The organism is Schaalia sp. Marseille-Q2122, assembly GCF_903645355.1.
Classification (GTDB): domain Bacteria; phylum Actinomycetota; class Actinomycetes; order Actinomycetales; family Actinomycetaceae; genus Pauljensenia.
Window position 1 is genome coordinate 98263 of the sequence record NZ_CAHJXR010000003.1, and the last position, 13848, is coordinate 112110.

12 protein-coding genes are annotated in these 13848 nt (G+C 60.5%); 2 read left to right on the forward strand and 10 right to left on the reverse strand.

Going from position 1 to position 13848, the window contains the following annotated elements:
- Positions 1 to 157: 157 nt before the first annotated feature.
- On the forward strand, positions 158 to 3091 hold the full coding sequence (locus tag HWX48_RS02950) for an FAD-binding and (Fe-S)-binding domain-containing protein (RefSeq protein WP_254872956.1): 2934 nt from the start codon (positions 158 to 160) through the stop codon (positions 3089 to 3091).
- Positions 3092 to 3107: 16 nt separating this feature from the next.
- Here HWX48_RS02950 and HWX48_RS02955 read toward each other — a convergent pair whose 3' ends face one another.
- The 4 genes from HWX48_RS02955 to HWX48_RS02970 all read right to left on the reverse strand — a co-directional run bounded on the left by HWX48_RS02955 (position 3108) and on the right by HWX48_RS02970 (position 6741).
- A complete protein-coding gene (locus tag HWX48_RS02955; RefSeq protein ID WP_175954520.1) occupies positions 3108 to 4592 on the reverse strand; it encodes an isochorismate synthase MenF in 1485 nt (494 codons plus the stop codon).
- Between the two features lie 99 nt (positions 4593 to 4691).
- On the reverse strand, positions 4692 to 5462 hold the full coding sequence (locus HWX48_RS02960; RefSeq protein WP_175954522.1) for a hypothetical protein: 771 nt from the start codon (positions 5460 to 5462) through the stop codon (positions 4692 to 4694).
- Complete coding sequence (locus HWX48_RS02965; RefSeq protein ID WP_175954524.1) at positions 5459 to 6364, reverse strand: ATP-binding cassette domain-containing protein; 906 nt, start codon at positions 6362 to 6364, stop codon at positions 5459 to 5461. Before HWX48_RS02965 ends, HWX48_RS02960 begins: the two co-directional genes overlap by 4 nt.
- The gene (locus HWX48_RS02970) at positions 6361 to 6741 is read right to left on the reverse strand and encodes a GntR family transcriptional regulator (protein ID WP_175954527.1); all 381 of its coding nucleotides are present in this window, start codon (positions 6739 to 6741) and stop codon (positions 6361 to 6363) included. The genes HWX48_RS02965 and HWX48_RS02970 overlap by 4 nt, the downstream gene beginning before the upstream one ends.
- 415 nt (positions 6742 to 7156) lie before the next feature.
- Here HWX48_RS02970 and HWX48_RS02975 point away from each other — a divergent pair, with 415 nt between their 5' ends.
- A complete protein-coding gene (locus HWX48_RS02975) occupies positions 7157 to 7873 on the forward strand; it encodes a class I SAM-dependent methyltransferase (protein ID WP_175954529.1) in 717 nt (238 codons plus the stop codon).
- 463 nt (positions 7874 to 8336) lie between these two features.
- On the opposite strand, the gene HWX48_RS02980 is transcribed toward HWX48_RS02975, so the two are convergent.
- The 6 genes from HWX48_RS02980 to HWX48_RS03005 all read right to left on the reverse strand — a co-directional run bounded on the left by HWX48_RS02980 (position 8337) and on the right by HWX48_RS03005 (position 13837).
- Entirely contained in the window at positions 8337 to 8858 is a 522-nt protein-coding gene (locus HWX48_RS02980; protein ID WP_175954531.1) for a hypothetical protein, read from the reverse strand.
- The gene (locus HWX48_RS02985) at positions 8855 to 9229 is read right to left on the reverse strand and encodes a glycohydrolase toxin TNT-related protein (RefSeq protein WP_175954533.1); all 375 of its coding nucleotides are present in this window, start codon (positions 9227 to 9229) and stop codon (positions 8855 to 8857) included. The genes HWX48_RS02980 and HWX48_RS02985 overlap by 4 nt, the downstream gene beginning before the upstream one ends.
- Before the next feature lie 97 nt (positions 9230 to 9326).
- Entirely contained in the window at positions 9327 to 10442 is a 1116-nt protein-coding gene (locus HWX48_RS02990) for a hypothetical protein (protein WP_175954535.1), read from the reverse strand.
- Between the two features lie 21 nt (positions 10443 to 10463).
- Positions 10464 to 11468 carry an Imm61 family immunity protein gene (locus tag HWX48_RS02995; protein ID WP_175954537.1) on the reverse strand — a complete coding sequence of 335 codons (1005 nt, stop codon included), beginning with the start codon at positions 11466 to 11468 and terminating at the stop codon, positions 10464 to 10466.
- Between the two features lie 126 nt (positions 11469 to 11594).
- Positions 11595 to 12701: a hypothetical protein gene (locus HWX48_RS03000; RefSeq protein ID WP_175954539.1), complete on the reverse strand. Its 1107-nt coding sequence runs from the start codon at positions 12699 to 12701 to the stop codon at positions 11595 to 11597.
- A 104-nt stretch (positions 12702 to 12805) separates the two neighbouring features.
- Positions 12806 to 13837: a hypothetical protein gene (locus tag HWX48_RS03005; RefSeq protein ID WP_175954541.1), complete on the reverse strand. Its 1032-nt coding sequence runs from the start codon at positions 13835 to 13837 to the stop codon at positions 12806 to 12808.
- Positions 13838 to 13848 lie beyond the last annotated feature (11 nt).

Consider the following 13848-nt stretch of genomic DNA (forward strand, 5'->3'; position numbering starts at 1 on the left):
GACCTCCAGCGCTGCTACCCAGCCCGCCAAGCCCGCGAACACCCACCCACTTAAAGGAGAGGCCGTGACCGACAGCGTCGAACTTCCTCTTGCTTTCCTCGACGAGCTCCGCGCCTACGCCCAAGAGTACGGCCGCGAAAACCTCGTCGATCTCAGTGTGGGCGGGCGCGCACGCTACTCCACCGACGCCGGCAACTACCGCGTCGTCCCCGCCGCCGTCTGCTTCCCCCAAAGCACCGAGGACGTCCTCGCCATCCTCGCCGCTTGCCGCGCCCACAATGTGCCCGTCACCAGCCGAGGCGGCGGCACCTCATGCGCGGGCAACGCCTGCGGCCCCGGCGTCGTCATCGACTTCACCCGACACCTCAACCGCGTCATCAGCATCGACCCCGAAGCGCGCACCGCCCTCGTCGAACCGGGCTGCATCCAAGCCACCCTCCAAGCCGCCGCCGCCCCCTACGGGCTGCGTTTTGGCCCCGACCCCTCCTCCATGAACCGCGCCAGCATTGGCGGCATGGTCGGTAACAACGCCTGCGGCCCCCACGCCACCGCCTGGGGGCGGACCTCTGATAATGTCGTGGCCCTGGACTGCGTGGACGGCCTGGGCAGGCGCTTCACCGCCACCCTCAGCCACGACGTCGGCCTGCCTGAAGTGCCCGGCCTGGCCGACCTTGTCGAGGGCAACCTCGCCCTCATCCGCACAGAGCTTGGCCGCTTCGGCCGCCAAGTGTCAGGCTTCTCCCTCGAACACCTCACCCCCGAAGGCAAACGCAACCTCGCCGCCATGCTGGTCGGCACCGAGGGCACCCTCGTCACTGTCCTGGCCGTGACCGTGCGCCTCGTGCCTCTGCCCACTGCGCCCGTCCTCGTCGCCCTGGGCTACCCCTCCATGATCGAGGCCGCTGACGACGTGCCCACGCTGCTGCGCCACAAGCCCCTGGCCGCCGAAGGGCTGGATGCGCAGCTGGTCGAGGTTGTCCGCCAACACAAGGGTCCTGGCGCCGTGCCCCCACTGCCCGAGGGGCAGGGGTGGATGATGGTTGAGATGGGCGGCGATTCAGCGGAGGACTCCCTGGCGCGCGCCCACGCCCTGGCCGCCGACGCGCACACCGATGCCGTCGCCGTCTACCCTCCGGGGGACGAGGCCACCGCCCTGTGGCGTATTCGCGCTGATGGAGCCGGCTTGGGTGGGCGCACGCCCTATAATCCTGAGACGGGCGAGGGTAACGCCCCGGCCTGGCCCGGCCTGGAGGACGCCGCCGTCCCGCCGGAGAACCTTGGCCGCTACCTGCGTGATTTCACCGCGCTCATGTCCGAGTACGGGATCGACGGCCTGCTGTATGGGCACTTTGGGGATGGCTGCGTGCACGTGCGCCTCGACATGCCCCTGGAAACTGACGAGGGCGTCGCCCACTCGCGTCGTTTCATGGAGGAAGCGGCGAAGATCTGTGCCAGCTACGGGGGCTCAATCTCAGGCGAGCATGGGGATGGGCGCTCGCGGTCTGAATTGCTGCGCTTCATGTACTCACCCGACATGCTTGACCTGTTCGCCCAGGTTAAAGCCTTGTTTGATCCGCGCAATCTCCTCAACCCTGGCGTGCTGACCGCGCCGATGAGCGCAGCTGTTGCCGCCCAGAGGAAGGCAGAGCGCCTCTCGCAGCTCCCCCCAGCCCAGGCAGACCAACCCGCGCAGACCCCAGCGGCGGCGCCCCACCAGGACCCCCAGCCTGGCGTTGACCTGCTTGATGAGTACCTGCGCCGCCCGGCGGCCACCCCCATGCCCGCCACGCGCGGCTTCGCTTTCCATGAGGATGGTGGCGATTTCACCACCGCCGTGCACCGCTGCACGGGCGTGGGCAAGTGCCGCGCGAATATGCCCGGCACCTTCATGTGCCCCTCCTACGCCGCTACCGGCGAAGAAAAGGATGTCACGCGCGGCCGCGCCCGCATCCTCCAAGAGGCCGCGAACGGTCGCCTCGTCACCTCCCTGGCGGGGCCGGAGGTTGCCGAGGCCCTGGACCTGTGCCTGGCTTGTAAGGCGTGCTCCTCGGATTGTCCGGCGGGCGTGGATATGGCGAAGTACCGCTCAGAGATACTGTACCGGCGCTACCAGGGCAAACTGCGTCCAGCCTCGCACTACATGCTGGGCTGGCTGCCCAGGTGGGGGCGTTTGAGTGCCCGCGTGCCCGGCGTGGCAGCCCTGGGCAATCTCATGCTGGGCATCGAACCTATCCGGCGCCTATTCTTCCGCACCTTCGGGATGGATGTGCGCCGCCAGATGGCGCCCCTGCAGTACGGGACCTTCTCGTCGTGGGCGCGCGCGCAGGGCCTGAAGGCCGAGGCCGCCGCGACCTCAGGCGGCGGCCCGCGTTACGTTGTTTTGTGGGCGGACTCCTTCTCACAAACCCTGGAGTCCGAGGGCGCGAAGAGCCTTGTGCGCGTCCTGCAGGCCAATGGTTTCACGGTGCTGATCCCGCCGGACGCGTGCTGTGGCTTGACGTGGATTACCACCGGCCAGTTGGAAACCGCCCGCCACAAGCTGGAAGAACTGCTCGGGGTGCTGGGCCCCTATGCGGCCAATGGGATTCCCATTGTTGGCGTCGAGCCCTCGTGTACGGCGGTGCTGCGCGATGACCTGGTGGATTTACTGCCCAATGATCCGCGCGCGCACGCGGTGAAGGCCGCGACGCGGACGCTGGCGGAGGTGCTCTCCGAGGTGCCCGCCGAGCAGCGCAGCCTGCCGGACCTGACGGGTGTGGAGGTTGTGGCGCAGCCTCACTGCCACCACTACTCGGTGATGGGCTGGGCGGCAGATCGGGCGCTCTTGGCGTCCCTGGGGGCGACGGTGACTGAGCTGTCGGGCTGCTGTGGCCTGGCCGGTAACTTCGGCATGGAGCAGGGCCATTATGAGATGTCTGTCGCCGTCGCGGAGCGCTCGTTATTGCCTGCCCTGCGTGAGCATCCTGACGCCGTGTACTTGGCGGATGGCTTCTCTTGCCGCACGCAGGCGCGCCAATTGGCTGACCGAGATGGCGTGCACCTGGCAACGCTGCTGGCTGGGGCAGGCGATAGAACTCTGTCGCAGCCCTAACTGCCACAGAAGCGTCTCAGTCCTCGCTGGTCATTCCCAGCGCCTGCAGCAGGGGCGCCATCTTCGCGCGGGTTTCACGCAGCTCCGCCTCGGGAATGGAGTCGGGCATGATGCCGCCTCCTGCAAGGATGGTCAAGCGCTGCCCGTCTTCGGAGAGTTGCCCGCAGCGCAGGGCAATACCAAATTCGCCCTCGCCAGCCCCATCAACCCAGCCCACGGGCCCGGAGTAGCGGCCGCGTTCGGTGGACTCGAAGCGTTCGAGGATGTCAAAGGCCAGCTTGGTGGGCGTGCCGCACACGGCGGCTGTGGGGTGCAGGGCGGCAATAACGTCCAGAACATTGCCGCTGGCCAGGGTGGCGGTGACGTCGGTGGCTAGGTGGGAGACATTGGGCAGGTCAAGCACCATCGGCACCTCGGGCACATCCAGCGTTTGTGTAATAGGTGCGAGCGCGCGGGCCACAGACTCCACGGCGAACATGTGCTCGGTGCGGTCCTTCATGGAGGCCATCAGTGCCTCGCCCTCCCCTGGGGAGGTCGTGCCCGCGAGCACGCGTGAGCACACCTGCCCGTCGTGCATGGCGGCGAGCATTTCCGGAGTTGCTCCGACCAGGCCCTCGACGGCGTAGGCCCAGGTGGTGGGGTAGAGGTCGGTGAGGCGCTCAAGCAGGAAACGCGGGTCAACGGGGGTGGGGGATTGGACCACCATGTCGCGGCTCATCACGACCTTCGAGGCCGCCCCTGCGCGCAGCAGGTCGATGACCTCGCTGACGGAAGCCATCCACTGGGCTTGGGTCATGCGCCCCGACGCCGTGGTGAGCCCCTCAGGGGCGGCGCTGGCAACCTCCGCGCGGCGGGTAAGGGCAGCGTCTAGGACGGCAAGGGGGTCGTCCAGTCCGTGGGGTGCGTCGGTGCTTTCGTTGCTGTGCGACGAGGCCCCCGCCGCCTCTCCCACGCTGTCCGCTTCCGTTGAGCTGTCTGCCTCTTCGCGTGCGACCTCGGTGGTGATGACGTAGCGCAGGCTGCGGGCGGGGCCGAGCCCACCCCAGTCACTGCCCCACACGGAGGTGGGGGAGTGGGAAGAAGCTGCAGCGGGCACCTCAATCACCGCCACCTGAGGAACCACCAAGAAACCGGGGGTGGTCGCTGAAAAGCCGAAGGAGCCAAAGGCAATCGGCAATACGGGCATCTCATCATTGGCGCAGGTGGGCGCGCATACGCACTCAATGCGGGCAGAGCCTCGTAGGTCATCCCACGCGCGAGCGGCATCACGGATCGCATGCGGGCCAACGACGGACACGCGGGTAGCTTCGCCCCAGCCGACGATGCGGCGGGCGTGCCCAAACCACGCGTGAGACCCCTCAATGTCAGCGGGGAGGAGCTCATGCAGACTCAAAGTCTGCGCGGGGTGCTCCGCAGGAATCCGAGCGATGCGGACACGTAAAGGCGTGAGGGGACAATGGTCGGAAGAGGGCGAGGGCGAAGCGGAAAGCACGTCGGACATGTCCCCATGGTAGCCAAGTTGGGGCAGGCGGAGTGCGCGCACACGGTGGGGCCCCGGCCGCACGACCGGAGCCCCACCTATTAGGTCACGCAGGTCCTCTTAGCGAGGAATCAGCGGTGCGCGGCGCATGCCCCACCATATTGCTGCGGTCAGCATGAGGACGACCAGCGTAGAGCCGAGGTAGCCCACCATTCCCTGCTCGAAGACGAAGCCGAGGCCAATAGTGGCGATAATCAGTAGCACAACCAGGGCAACGACCTCGAAGGAACGCCCTGAGTGCAGGTACATCGTGGCAAAAGCACCGCTGAGCAGGGCAAAGATCGCAATGAAGAGGACGGCTGCGGCGACCCAGCTCCACCCGTGGGAGGCGCCGACCTGAATGTCGAAGGCCGACGCCTCCAGGGAAAAGGCCGCTCGGAAACCAAAGCTCATACGATCGTCAATCGTGGAGATCATTCCAGCAGGGGTAATCAACATGTGAAGGACACCAAGAGTTACGGTGACAACCAAAGCGGAGGCGATGGCCACGCAATAGGAGACGAAGAAGTCCCAGCGTCGGTCTCCGGCGTTGACGCTCACACGCAGCCACTGGGTGATGACACTCCAAGAGTAGATCGCCATGACCGCGCCGACCACCGTCAGTGAGCCGTACCAGACGACGATGCTGCCCACGAAAAGGGCTTTCCACATGCTGTCGACGGCGTAGTTATTGACTATCATCGGGGCGCCGCTCCTGCTGGCCATGACGTAGGTACCTGCAGCAAAGACCGCGCCAATGGCCATCATGCCCAGGAAGGTGGCAAGGGCTGTGCCCACAGCCGAAGGGACCAGAGCAAAGGGCTTCTTCAAAGCAACATTGGTGTTCATCATGCCTCCATTTCGGTGGTGTCCACGCCAAGGGCGGTGACACATTCGTCAAAACTCACGCGGGCTTCCACACTGAGCCCACCGGCTGCGTCGGCCTCGCGGTGGAGTGACTGTGGAGCCTGCCCGCGCAACAGAAAACGGGTGAAGGAGCCGGCGTCGCGGCGGTCAAGCAGCGTGTACTCGAGGTGGGTGTCGGCAAAGGCTTGCACCTGGGAGGCCTCGCCGCTGATGGCAAAGACACTGCTGGCGATCTCTTCGGGACTGCCCTGGGCAACCAGGCGGCCGCCCTCAATAATGACCGCCGAGGAAATGAGGCGCTCAACCTCGGCAATCAGGTGGGTGGATAGGACGATGGTGCGCGGGTGCGCCTCATGGTCGGTGAGGAGGATGTCGTAGAAACGCTGGCGTGTGCGCGCGTCCATCCCCAGGGTGACCTCGTCAAAGATCGTCACGGGTGCTCGGGATGCTAGGCCGATAGCGGCCGAGACTGCTGAGCGTTGCCCCCGTGAGAGAGCATCGACCTTCTTGCCCAGATCAATGTTGAGCGGGGAGAGGAACTCATCGAAGAGGGCGCGCTCGAAGGTCGGGCGAAATTCGCTGTGGGTTTTAATGCTCTCCTCAAGGCTGAAATCCTTGAGGATGAGGTCGGCGCCCGTCCCAACCAGGGCCACGCTACCGGAGAAGTAATCCGTGCGGGTTTCCTCGCCAATGTGGATGCTGCCGGCAGTGGGGAAGAGGAGGCCACCCATAAGGCTGAGCAGCGTGGTCTTGCCCGCACCATTGGAGCCAAAGAGGCCGCTGACCTGGCCGGCAGGGAAGGACAGCGTCAGATTATCGAGGGCGAGGGTGTTCTTGCCGTAGCGGTAGGACAGGCCGGTTGCGCTCGCGGTCAGTGGGGTGGTCATGATGTCCTCCCGGTCAGCTCAGTGAAGTGGATGCGGATGAGGTTGATGAGGGCGTCGGGTGTCATGCCGATGTCGGAGGCCCTTTTGATGAGGGGAGCGAGGTGATCGTCAACGAAGGCTTCGCGGGCTCGTTGGTTGAGGCGGTCGCGTGCTCCCGCTGCGACGAAGGTGCCGATACCGCGGCGTTTTTCGAGGATCCCTCCGTCGATGAGCAGGGAGAATCCTTTGGCGACGGTGGCGGGGTTGATGCGGTAGAGCGTGGAGTATTGGGTTGTTGACAGCACCTGATCTCCTTCTGCGAGTGTGCTCGAGAGGATTTGGTGTTCGAGGTCCTGGGCGATCTGGATGTAGATCGGTTGGGAGTCGTTATCAAACATGCTCACCTCCTTGGTTCATTACATGACTAATGAACCATAGAACCGATGAGGTTGTCAAGAGCTGGGGCGTGTGGGCGTGTGGGCGTGTGAGGGGTGTGGGGCGTGTGGCTTGGCAGGGACTTTTGTGACAGTTGTTGCGTTGCGTGACAGGTATAGCTTGTCACAAAAGGTCGCAGGTGCTCCGCAATGCAACAACTGTCACGTAACTGCCTGGGGTGAGGGTGGGGGAGGGTGTAAAGCTTGGCTGTGTGAAGGACGAGGGCGGGTGGGGGGAACCGAGAGGCTGACGAGGGCGGGTGTGGGGGAACCGGGAGGCTGACGAGGCGGCGTGGTTTGGCATGAGAGTAAGTGCGAAGGCAGGGCTCATTCTGAGGCGAAGCCTGAGGATGCCGCCAGATGTGGAAAGATAGTGCCTATGACTGATGCGTCCTTGTCCGCCAATGTGTATCTGGACAAAAACCCTGAGCATATCGCCACCCTCTTTGATCGTGTGGCTGCCCGCTACGACCTGAATAATGCCCTGCTGACGGGCGGTATGGATCATGTGTGGCTGCGAGCAGTCCGCAACGCTGTTGCCCCCCAGCCCGGAGAGCTTCTGCTGGACGTGGCGGCCGGCACGGGTGCGTCCTCTGCCGTCCTCGCCGCGACAGGCGCGCAGGTTGTTGCCTGCGACATTTCTGAAGGCATGATCGAGGTTGGCCGCCAACGTCACCCCGAGATCGAGTTCGTCCACGGCAACGCCATGGACATGGACTTCGAGGACGACACCTTCGATGCTGTCACCATCGTCTGGGGTCTGCGCAATATCCCCGAAACGGATACCGCCCTCAAAGAGATGCTACGCGTGACCAAACCGGGCGGACGCCTGGTGGTCTGCGAGTTCTCAACTCCCCCCAACCCCTCCTTCCGCCGCCTCTTCCGTGGACATATGGAGATGGTCATTCCCCCGATTGCCAAGGCTTTTGCGGATGATCCCGATGCCTACGACTATCTGGTGGAGTCCATCCTTGCCTGGCCCGACCAGGAGGAGCTGGGCCGCATGATCCTCGAATCTGGCTGGGAGAACGTCGAATACCGCAACCTGACCGGCGGTATCGCTGCCCTGCATAGGGCCACGAAGCCTGTGGTCTAAAACCAGCTGGCTACGCCGCCAATGCTAAGGCCAACCCTTCCCGTAGATGTGCTGTGTCGGTCTGACCCTCGCCATGAGCGCACAGTCGCGATGAGGAAGGAGAGTCCTTCCTGCTACCTCCTGTGTGTTTGAGGTCGGAGGGAGTTAGGGGGCTTCCAGTGCAGACGAAAGCCGTGAGTCCGCCTAGTAATGCTAAGAGGACTCCTTAGGCTGTCGAAGATGCCAATGGCGATCCTTGAGGAATGTCATTGAATGAGGAAGGCTGTATCGATCGGTTGAACACCTCACCACCCTGTACGTAGACACCGGGGTGAGAATGGGGGCCTTCAAAGGTATTCCCGGGTAGGGAGATCGTTTTCCCCCGCGTGTAGCACGGTTGCGGCGCGAGCCGATCGGGCCTCAGGCTTAGAGGTATTTGGTTGGAATGAACGGCCTTGTCGATCAATTGTTCCAGCTGAGAAAACTACTCCCGACCTCCAAGCGCAACAACAAACTGCGCCATGTGACCAGCGGGGGACGAGGCGGAGTACGCCTCAAGGATTTCTTCAGGGGAGAGCCCGGCAATATGGGTGTAGGCGGCAAGCCTTGTCAGTTTCTTAGGGTGATCCTTCATCATGAGGCTGAGTGTCTGCCCCTTCGGGGTGATGAGCTGCCCGCGCCGAGGCTCGACAAATACCGTTTGCCAGCCTGGAGCGATACCCTCAGGGCCTGCAGGCAGGGTGATCGGAGAAAATTTTGAGTCCTCACGCGCGATGCTTCCGATCATGACAGTCGCCCAGCGTGCGACCTCGTCAAAATCCTCGCTGGCTGCGTGAATATGTTCGATTCCGTAAGGGAAAGTCCTGCTGAAAAACCACGTATCAGTGTCAAACCAGACGCGGTACTTCCACTCGTGCCACTCGAAGATGCTTTGTGAAGCGAAATGTTGGACGCGGGCTCCTGCCTGAGCCTCGGCGTAGTCTCCCAAGGTAATAAGGAATGTCATTCTGCTGGCACCTCCACCACGAGTCCGTGTCGGATAAGATCCTCGGCGGACTGGAACTCTTCTTGATCATCCATAAAGAGGAACTGGATAGCTCCGCCCTTCTGCCCGTTCTTAGGAGCAAGCGGGCCCGCGCTAATGCGCCAACCTTCAGGTAGGTCATCAACGATTACCTGATAGCGGTGGTACTGGTAGTGGATGTAGAAGGGGGGGAGGCAGCGTTCTCCCCAGCTTGAGGGGCCTTCGGGAAGAATAAGGAAGAGCTGGAACCCGGCGCCGGGTCCCACCCGATCAAAGAACACTGGCTGATCCTGGGGCAGGTTGTATTGCCTCTTCACTGCCCGGAAAACGTCAGTAGTCGCAGTAGGTTTCATACAAGTTTCCTTAGTGGAAGATCTGAGATACGCGGTAGCGACCTCTTTTTTAGATTACCTTGAAAACGCTTGGGTGAGGGTGCCTATGGGAGTGTTTTTACGAGGTGTACCAGGGGTGGGAGGCGATGAACGCGTCGTAGCTGCTCAGGTCATAGTCAGAGTAGGAGCGCATCCCTCGTAGGCTTGGGCGCATAAATCTTTCCCAGTGTTCGCGGTCAAGGTACTGGTGAAGCATTCCGCCCCAAGGGTCCAAGAAAGCATTAAGCAACTCCTCAGGAGACAAATGAGTAGTATTAGCGAGCCGTGCCCGCCGGTAGGGCTGCGTGGTGGCAGAAATATAGACTCCTTCTGGTGTTGTTAGGCCATAGAAGTCGTTGTCATTATCGTCCACGATGTCCCAGCCCTGTGCGAGCTGATCGGCTTTGGAAGGTATCGTGATAGGGGCAAATTCGCGGTAGTAACGACTTATCCAGCCTTGCTCCATGATGAGTAAGCGAATGAACACCGTGAAATCGGGAGCGGCGAACTCGGTGCGACATGGACCTCCGCGTGAACTGGTGCCGCAGACGTAATTTTCCCCATCAAACCAGAGATAGGTCTTCGTTTCTGGACCGTTGGCGTATAGGTGTTTAGTGACTTGAGGGATGTTGTACTCATCAAGCGCAAAAGCACAAACATCTGCCAGTGCTTGTCTCCCTGTATTTTCTTTCTGCATGTTGACAAGAGCCGCGAGGTTGGGGAAAAATCCTTTCCCCATGGGGTCTGTTTCCCAGGTCTTGAAGTCTGTGAGGTCGTGGAGTGGGCCTCCTGTGGGTGACATGTAAGCCGTAACGAGAGTATCTAGGTCGGTGTTGAGGAAGGCGGGGATGCCTGGGGCGATGTCGAGGTTAATACCATGTCCGGTTAGGTGAACCCCTGTGGGTGGGGCTTCACTGGTGTGGGGTGGGGTGATGGCGGGGTAGCGCATGCAATAGCGCGTGTAGGCGCCAATACGGGTGAGGGCCCACTTCCAGACGAGTTCCTCTGACCCGTAGCATTCCGCGATCGGCTCACTACCGCGCCTGGTTGAAGCCGCGAAAGTTGTGCCGCGATCTTCCCAGATCCGCAGATACCAATCAAGCCAGTGCAACGTCACACCACCAGCAGTGACTCTCACATTGGCACACGAGGACGCAAAACGACGAAAAGGCTCAAGAGCATCAGGGATGTCCATGGCATGTCCTCGCAGGTGTTCTTAGTTTGCTGTGTACCAGGGGTGGGAGGCGATGAACGCGTCGTAGCTGCTCAGATCGTAGTCAGAGTAGGAGCGCATCCCTCGTAGGCTTGGGCGCATAAATCTCTCCCAGTGTTCACGGTCAAGGTAGTGGTGAAGCATTCCTCCCCAAGGGTCCAAGAAAGCATTAAGCAACTCCTCAAGAGACAGGTGGGCGGTGTGCGTTAGCCACACTCGTTTGTAGGATGCTGCGCCAATCTGAAGGAGGAGACCCGAAGGTGACTGAAGGCCTACAGAAAAGCCATCGTTGTCAATGAGCTCCCATCCTGGTGCGATCTGCTCATCTTGGTATGGAATCTCGAGGGGTGCATACTCGAGATATTCACGGCCTATCCAACCATGCTCGAGGATGAGTAGGCGGGCGAATACTTCAAACTCTGGGGTGGCAAAGTTAGTGCCACGCGGCCCTCCTCTTGAACTTGAACCGCAAAAGTACTTTCTCCCGTCGTACCAGAGATACATCTTGTCTTCTGGATGATCAGAAAAAAGATAGTCCGTAACGACAAGATTGTTATGCTTATCAAGCGAAAAACCGCATAGGTCACGTGACGCTGTTCTTCCTTGGCGGGCGTTGTGCTTGCTGACGAGGGTTGCGAGGTTGGGGAAGAAGCCTTTCCCCATGGGGTCTGTTTCCCAGGTCTTCATGTCTACCAAGTCGCGGAGTGGGCCGCCTGTTGGTGACATGTAAGCACTAATGAGGGTGTCCGTGTCGGTGTTGAGGAAAGCAGGGATGCCAGGGGCGATGTCGAGCTTGAGGCCGTGCCCGGTTAGATGAACCCCTGCGGGGAGAGCGTCGTTGGTGAGGGGTGTGGTGATGGCGGGGTAGCGCATGCAATAGCGCGTGTAGGCGCCAATACGGGTGAGGGCCCACTTCCAGACGAGTTCCTCTGACCCGTAGCATTCCACGATGGGCTCACTACCGCGCCTGGTTGAAGCCGCGAAAAAGGTGCCGCGATCTTCCCACATGCGCAGATACCAATCAAACCAATAAAAAGTTATGAGGTCGGAGGTGGATCTGACAAGGCAGAACTTGGAGGCGAACTTTCGGAAGTTACTCATTTTGGAATTAGGCATCACGATTGTGGTCGCTTCCTATCCTTCAATATACCAGGGTTGTTCTCGTAGAAAATCCTCGTAGTACTTGTAGTCTCCGCATTCTTTGTCACGCAATCGACGGTACATGTGGGTTAGCCAATAGGTCTCGTCAAGGTAATGGTGGAGCATTCCGCCCCAGGGGTCACAAAAAGCGTTAAAGAGTTGTTCGGGAGACAGAGAGATGGTCTGTGCGTACTCCACCATTCTGCCAAAGCCGGTACTAGCGGGAATAAAATTTCCAGAAGGATCAGTGATGCCATCAGTTTGAGGGAAGAGGTTTCGTTCTAGCATCCATCCCGAAGGCACCTGGTGGAGCTTGTATGGGATGTCGAGAGGGGCATACATGCGAAGGGAACGGAGATCCTCTCCATCGAGAAGAAGGATGAGTCGGGTAAGGACACCAAAGTCAGGAGTCGTAAACTCTAGCCTGCGGAAGGCGCGTGAAGAGGTCTCAAAGCCATAGACTTGTCCGTCGAACCAAATGTAAGAAGGGTTCTCAGGGTGAGGAGAATAGACCTCTTCACGGGGTACAGGACGGTTGTTTTCGTCGAGAGCAAAGCCATTTAGATGGCGATGGCGCACAGACCGACCCTGGTCGTTTTGCCACGCATTAAATGATTCGAAGCTTGGGAAGAATCCTTTCCCCATGGGGTCTGCTTCCCAGGTCTTGAAGTCTGTTAGGTCTCGGAGTGGACCTCCTGTGGGTGACATGTAAGCCGTAACGAGAGTATCTAGGTCGGTGTTGAGGAAGGCTGGGATGCCTGGGGCAATGTCGAGGTTGATGCCGTTGCCTGTGAGGTGAATCCCGGTGGGTGGGGCTTCACTGGTGTGGGGTGGGGTGATGGCGGGGTAGCGCATGCAATAGCGCGTGTAGGCGCCAATACGGGTGACAACCCACTTCCAAACAAGCTCTTCACTTCCGTAGCATTCCACGATGGGCTCACTGCCGCGCCTAGCAGATGCCGTAAAAGTCAAGCCTTTCTCGGCCCAGACGAGGTAATACCAGTCGAACCAGTGAAACGTCACACCACCAGCAGTGACTCTCACATTGGCACACGAGGACGCAAAACGACGAAAAGGCTGAAGAGTATCAGGGATGTCCATGGCATGTCCTCGTAGGTGTTCTTAGTTTGTTGTGTACCAGGGGTGGGAGGCGATGAACGCGTCGTAGCTGCTCAGATCGTAGTCAGAGTAGGGCTTCATGCCGCTTAATCTTGGGCGCATGGCTCTTTCCCAGTACTCCTCATCACGGTAGTGGGCGAGCATCCCCCCCACGGATCCAAGAAAGCGTTGAGCAACTCCTCAAGCGATAAGTGAGCGGTCCGGCTGAATTCCACTCGACTATACGGGGTGGCGGCAGTCAGAAGGAGTATTCCATCAGGGGTAGTGATGCCAAACGGTCGGAGACCGTCATCAACGAGTTCCCATCCTGGTGTGATCTGCTCAGGCTGGTAGGGAATCTCAAGCGGAGCATAGTTAAGATATGAACGAATCCATGGGCAGTGCTCGAGGATAAGGAATCGCGCGAAAATCTCAAACGCAGGAGTGTAGAACTGAGGTACTCGCGGGCCGCCCCGCGAAGTCCTCTCCATGTAGTACTTCTCGCCGTCGTAGCGCAAATACTCTTCAAATTCAGGAGGGTTAGAGAAAAGATAGTCAGTAACGACAGGGGTGTTGTGTTCGTTAAGGGCAAAACCGCACACGTCGCGTAACACTGATCTTCCACGGCCGGGTTCGTGCCAATTGACGAGGGTTTCGAGGTTGGGGAAGAAGCCTTTCCCCATGGGGTCTGCTTCCCAGGTCTTGAAGTCTGTTAGGTCGTGGAGTGGACCGCCGGTGGGGGAAATGTAAGCCGTAACGAGAGTATCTAGGTCGGTGTTGAGGAAGGCGGGGATGCCGGGGGCGATGTCGAGCTTGAGGCCGTGCCCGGTTAGATGAACCCCTGTGGGGAGAGTGTCGTTGGTGAGGGGTGGGGTGATGGCGGGGTAGCGCATGCAATAGCGCGTGTAGGCGCCAATACGGGTGAGGGCCCACTTCCAGACGAGTTCCTCTGACCCGTAGCATTCCGCGATCGGCTCACTACCGCGCCTGGTTGAAGCCGCGAAAGTTGTGCCGCGATCTTCCCAGATCCGCAGATACCAATCAAGCCAGTGCAACGTCACACCACCAGCAGTGACTCTCACATTGGCACACGAGGACGCAAAACGACGAAAAGGCTCAAGAGCATCAGGGATGTCCATGGCATGTCCTC

Coding starts and splice junctions, on each gene's coding strand:
- HWX48_RS02955 (WP_175954520.1), bottom strand. CDS start 4,592: ATGTCCGACGTGCTTTCCGCTTCGCCCTCGCCCTCTTCCGACCATTGT.
- HWX48_RS02960 (WP_175954522.1), bottom strand. CDS start 5,462: ATGATGAACACCAATGTTGCTTTGAAGAAGCCCTTTGCTCTGGTCCCT.
- HWX48_RS02965 (WP_175954524.1), bottom strand. CDS start 6,364: ATGACCACCCCACTGACCGCGAGCGCAACCGGCCTGTCCTACCGCTAC.
- HWX48_RS02970 (WP_175954527.1), bottom strand. CDS start 6,741: ATGTTTGATAACGACTCCCAACCGATCTACATCCAGATCGCCCAGGAC.
- HWX48_RS02975 (WP_175954529.1), top strand. CDS start 7,157: ATGACTGATGCGTCCTTGTCCGCCAATGTGTATCTGGACAAAAACCCT.
- HWX48_RS02980 (WP_175954531.1), bottom strand. CDS start 8,858: ATGACATTCCTTATTACCTTGGGAGACTACGCCGAGGCTCAGGCAGGA.
- HWX48_RS02985 (WP_175954533.1), bottom strand. CDS start 9,229: ATGAAACCTACTGCGACTACTGACGTTTTCCGGGCAGTGAAGAGGCAA.
- HWX48_RS02990 (WP_175954535.1), bottom strand. CDS start 10,442: ATGGACATCCCTGATGCTCTTGAGCCTTTTCGTCGTTTTGCGTCCTCG.
- HWX48_RS02995 (WP_175954537.1), bottom strand. CDS start 11,468: ATGTGGGAAGATCGCGGCACCTTTTTCGCGGCTTCAACCAGGCGCGGT.
- HWX48_RS03000 (WP_175954539.1), bottom strand. CDS start 12,701: ATGGACATCCCTGATACTCTTCAGCCTTTTCGTCGTTTTGCGTCCTCG.
- HWX48_RS03005 (WP_175954541.1), bottom strand. CDS start 13,837: ATGGACATCCCTGATGCTCTTGAGCCTTTTCGTCGTTTTGCGTCCTCG.